We start from the raw sequence: 4,251 nt of genomic DNA on the forward strand, positions 1-4,251 counted from the left end.
ATTATGAATTATGAATTATGAATTATGAATTATGAATTATAGATAATAAATAGAAATCGGTATCGCCGTCTCACTCAAAATTTAAAATTCATAATTCAAAATTAATTCAGCGCGCTACACGCCTCTTTCAACCATTCTCTTTCGTCATTGTTCAAGTCCGGTGACAGTTTTTCATACACCGTACGGTGGTATTCGTTCAACCATTCGGTTTCTTCGGGTGTCAGCCATTCCTTGATAATGCCTTTTTGGCAGATGGGGCATAGGGTGATTGTCTCGAACTTCAGGTAGTTGCCGAACATGCCTTCGCCCGCAGGAACGGTCAATACCAGGTTTTCGGTACGTATACCGTGGTTGCCGGCTTTGTACACGCCCGGTTCGTTGGAGGTAATCATGCCCGGTTGCAGGGCAATGGGGTTCTCGTTCATCCGGATGCTTTGCGGTCCTTCGTGCACGTTGAGGAAGTGGCCTACTCCATGTCCCGTCCCATGCAGGTAGTTCATGTGCCGTTTCCATATCGGCATGCGTGCCAACACATCCAGTTGTGCCCCGCGGGTGCCTTCGGGGAATACCGCCGTTGCCAGTGCGATATGTCCCTTTAATATTAAGGTGTAGTCTGTTTTTTCTTCCTCTGTCAGATTGCCGAGTGCGATGGTACGGGTTATGTCCGTGGTTCCATCGAGGTATTGCGCTCCGGAGTCCAGTAACAGGAAGCCTTCCGGTTTCAGTGTCACATCCGTTTCGGGAGTCGCCTCATAGTGTACGATGGCGGCGTGCTCTTTATAGCCGGCAATCGTGTCAAAGCTTTCTCCCATATAGAGCGGTTGTGCGGAACGAAACGCATGCAACTTTCTGTCCACGCTGATTTCTGTTTCCTGTCCTGTGGGGACCGCTTTTTCCAGCCACATCAGAAACTTGACTAAAGCTATGCCGTCTCTTTGCATCGCCGCGTGTATGCCGGCTATCTCCTGTTCGTTGCGGATGGCTTTCAGTAGGGTTACGGGCGACACTCTGTCGATAATCCGGCACCCAGGACGGATTGCCGAATAAATGGCATGGTTGGTTTTGGCGGAATTTACCAGTATGCTCTTCGCATGGATGTTGCCGAGATAATCTTCTATTTCTTCGTAGGTGTGCACGGAGATATGGTTTGCGCTGAAGTATGAGGTTAATTCGGCGGTGAGCTTTTGCGGATGGATGAAGTAATGTACCTCATCTTTCTCAATCAGCAGATAGCTCACCACGACCGGATTGCAATGCACATCGTTCCCCCGGATATTCAGCAACCAGGCTATCTCGTCCAATGCCGGCAGCAGTAAAGATTCTGCGTTTGCCGCTTCCATTTCCTTGCGGACCATTGACAGCTTCTCTGTAAAACTCCTGCCTGCATACTTTATGTCATGGACAAATGCCGGAGCCAACGGCATCGGAGGACGGTCGTTCCATAGCAGTTGCATAGGGTCGGCAATGCTTTTTACATGAATGCCGCTTTTCTCCAATTCCTGTTGCAGGTATTTTACCTCTTCGGCAGAGAACATTTTCCCATCCACGCCTACAGTGTCGCCTTTCCGCAGGTGCGAGCTCAAGAATGCGGGAATGCCCGGAGTTTCGGGCAGCATCTCTTTATACAGTGTGATTCCGCTTCCTTCTATTTGCCGGGCTGCTTGCAGGAAGTAGCGGGAGTCTGTCCATAAGCCTGCATCTTTTGCCGTGACAACTACCGTGCCGGCAGAACCCGTGAAACCGGAAATCCATTCTCTCGACTGCCAATGGGGGGCTACATATTCACTAAGGTGGGGGTCTGTGCTTGGAATGATGAATGCCTGGATATTCTCTCCGGCAATGTGTGTCCGCAGGGCGGCAATGCGTTCGTTTATTATTGAATTCATACTACATAAGGTGTTGTTAAATGATAAGGAATCGTTTAATGCTCTCAAAGATACTCACTTTAGTTCAATTACGGAGCACATCGGGCTATTTTATGTTTGTAGGCCGGGCTGTTATCTGTGCCTGAAAAGTATGATTATGCAGGCTTATATGGTCCCGATACATCCGGTCGTAATGCAAAAGGTTGATTGATAAATGTTTCCTGAATTATTTCTTATCCGGTTCCGGTATGTGTAATTTGTGCCGGATTTGTCGTTTTTTTAGCCGAAAGTTTTGTGAATAAAGAAAGTATGTGTAATTTTGCCGCTCAATTTAATCGTGAGATTTTATAAAACCATTAATTTTTAAAAACAAAAAAATGATTGTAGTACCTGTAAAAGAAGGCGAAAACATTGAGAAAGCGCTGAAGAAATTTAAAAGAAAATTCGAGAAGACCGGTATCGTTAAAGAGTTGAGAAGCAGACAACAGTTTGATAAACCGTCTGTGACTAAAAGACTTAAGAAGGAACGTGCGGTTTACGTTCAGCAGCTTCAACAAGTAGAAGATTAATAATTCGTAATTTCTTTTGAATTATTGGATTCTTTTTCATACATTCGTTGCATGATTTAGATGTGGCGATATGTTGTTGACAGATTCTTTTCTTGACTATCTTCTGTATGAACGGAATTATTCCAGAGGTACCGTAGCGTACTATCGGGCGGATATACTTGAATTGCAGAAGTTTGGTGAGGAGCTGTTGGGAGATTTGACTCCATCGGATGTGGATGCGGAGCTTGTCCGTGAGTGGATTGCTTCTTTGATGGACAAGGGATATGCGTCTAATACGATAAACCGAAAGTTGAGTTCGGTCCGTACTTATTATAAGTACCTTTTAAGGAAAGGGGTGGTTGATGCGGATCCGTTGCGGAAAGTGACGGGACCGAAAAAGAGAAAGCCGCTTCCGGTGTTTCTGAGGGAAGGTGAAATGGATAGGTTGCTGGATGATGTGGACTTCGGGGAGGGATTTGAAGGGCATCGCGACCGTATGATTATCGAAATGTTTTATGCGACAGGCATGCGGCTTTCGGAATTAATCGGTTTGGATGATAAGGATATTGATTATTCGGCTTCTCTTATCAAAGTGACGGGAAAGCGGAATAAACAGCGTCTGATACCTTTCGATGAGGAGTTGGGGTGTTCTATGCAGGAATATGTCAATGTGCGGAATGAATTGTTCCCGGTTTGTTCGGATGCTTTTTTTGTTCGAAAGAACGGGGAGCGGCTTAGCCGTAGTATCGTAGCATGTATTGTGAAACGGAACCTGTCGAAAGTGGTAACTGTAAAAAAAAGAAGTCCCCATGTGTTGCGGCATACCTTTGCGACGGCTATGCTTAACAATGGTGCTGAATTGGGTTCGATAAAAGAACTGCTTGGGCACGAAAGTTTGGCAACGACGGAGATTTATACACATACCACTTTTGAGGAACTTAAAAAAGTGTATAATCAGGCTCATCCTCGAGCCTAAAGAAAAGGAGGTAAGTATGATAGTTAGAATTCAATCAATTCACTTTGACGCGTCAGAGCAGTTGCAGTCTTTTATTCAGAAAAAGGCTGCCAAGTTGGAGAAATTTTACGACGATATAGAGAAAGTAGAGGTGTCATTAAAGGTAGTTAAACCGGAGACGGCCGAAAACAAGGAGGCCGGAGTGAAAGTAATGGTTCCTAACGGTGAGCTTTATGCCAATAAAGTCTGCGACACGTTTGAAGAAGCGGTCGATCTTTGCCTGGAAGCATTGGAAAAACAACTGGTTAAATACAAGGAAAAGCAACGGAGTAAATAAAATTCCGCTAAAATTTTGCGGGTAAAAAATAAATGCCTAAATTTGCAGCCGTTTCGCTTACATTAACGTTGCGGTTGCATTTTTAAGTTTGCCTCTTTAGCTCAGTTGGCCAGAGCACGTGATTTGTAATCTCACTTCCTTGGTAAGGAAGAGGTCCCGGGTTCAAGTCCCGGTAACAGCTCATAAAGATGTAAAAGCTGATTATTAATCAAATAAATAACAAGTAAAGCTATGGCTAAAGAGAAATTTGAACGTACCAAACCGCACGTAAACATTGGTACAATTGGTCACGTTGACCACGGTAAAACCACGTTGACTGCTGCTATCACTACAGTGTTGGCAAAGAAAGGTCTTTCAGAATTGCGTTCTTTCGATTCTATCGATAACGCTCCTGAAGAAAAAGAAAGAGGTATCACTATCAATACTTCTCACGTAGAATACGAAACAGCTAACCGTCACTATGCACACGTAGACTGTCCGGGTCACGCCGACTACGTAAAGAACATGGTAACTGGTGCTGCTCAGATGGACGGTGCTATTATCGTA

5 protein-coding genes are annotated in these 4,251 nt (G+C 44.9%); 4 read left to right on the forward strand and 1 reads right to left on the reverse strand.

What is annotated here, in order from left to right; all coding sequences use genetic code 11:
• Positions 1 to 101 precede the first annotated feature (101 nt).
• The gene (locus QZ327_RS14150) at positions 102 to 1,886 is read right to left on the reverse strand and encodes an aminopeptidase P family protein (RefSeq protein ID WP_294620350.1); all 1,785 of its coding nucleotides are present in this window, start codon (positions 1,884 to 1,886) and stop codon (positions 102 to 104) included.
• Positions 1,887 to 2,242: 356 nt separating this feature from the next.
• Between QZ327_RS14150 and rpsU the strand changes: the two genes are divergently transcribed.
• The 4 genes from rpsU to QZ327_RS14170 form a co-directional block, all read left to right on the forward strand.
• Complete coding sequence (gene rpsU, locus QZ327_RS14155; RefSeq protein ID WP_002558090.1) at positions 2,243 to 2,434, forward strand: 30S ribosomal protein S21; 192 nt, start codon at positions 2,243 to 2,245, stop codon at positions 2,432 to 2,434.
• A 70-nt stretch (positions 2,435 to 2,504) separates the two neighbouring features.
• Complete coding sequence (gene xerC, locus QZ327_RS14160) at positions 2,505 to 3,389, forward strand: tyrosine recombinase XerC (protein ID WP_294620356.1); 885 nt, start codon at positions 2,505 to 2,507, stop codon at positions 3,387 to 3,389.
• A gap of 16 nt (positions 3,390 to 3,405) precedes the next feature.
• Positions 3,406 to 3,705 (forward strand): ribosome-associated translation inhibitor RaiA, encoded by a 300-nt coding sequence (raiA, locus tag QZ327_RS14165; RefSeq protein ID WP_294620358.1) that lies wholly within the window; start codon positions 3,406 to 3,408, stop codon positions 3,703 to 3,705.
• Between the two features lie 231 nt (positions 3,706 to 3,936).
• On the forward strand, positions 3,937 to 4,251 hold a 315-nt coding region (locus QZ327_RS14170), incomplete at its 3' end, for a GTP-binding protein (protein ID WP_289126614.1).

The organism is uncultured Bacteroides sp. (assembly GCF_910578895.1).
Taxonomy (GTDB): domain Bacteria; phylum Bacteroidota; class Bacteroidia; order Bacteroidales; family Bacteroidaceae; genus Bacteroides.

Bases quoted from the DNA above. Each gene is read 5' to 3' on its own strand.
- QZ327_RS14150 (WP_294620350.1), bottom strand. From the start codon at position 1,886: ATGAATTCAATAATAAACGAACGCATTGCCGCCCTGCGGACACACATT.
- xerC (WP_294620356.1), top strand. From the start codon at position 2,505: ATGTTGTTGACAGATTCTTTTCTTGACTATCTTCTGTATGAACGGAAT.
- rpsU (WP_002558090.1), top strand. From the start codon at position 2,243: ATGATTGTAGTACCTGTAAAAGAAGGCGAAAACATTGAGAAAGCGCTG.
- raiA (WP_294620358.1), top strand. From the start codon at position 3,406: ATGATAGTTAGAATTCAATCAATTCACTTTGACGCGTCAGAGCAGTTG.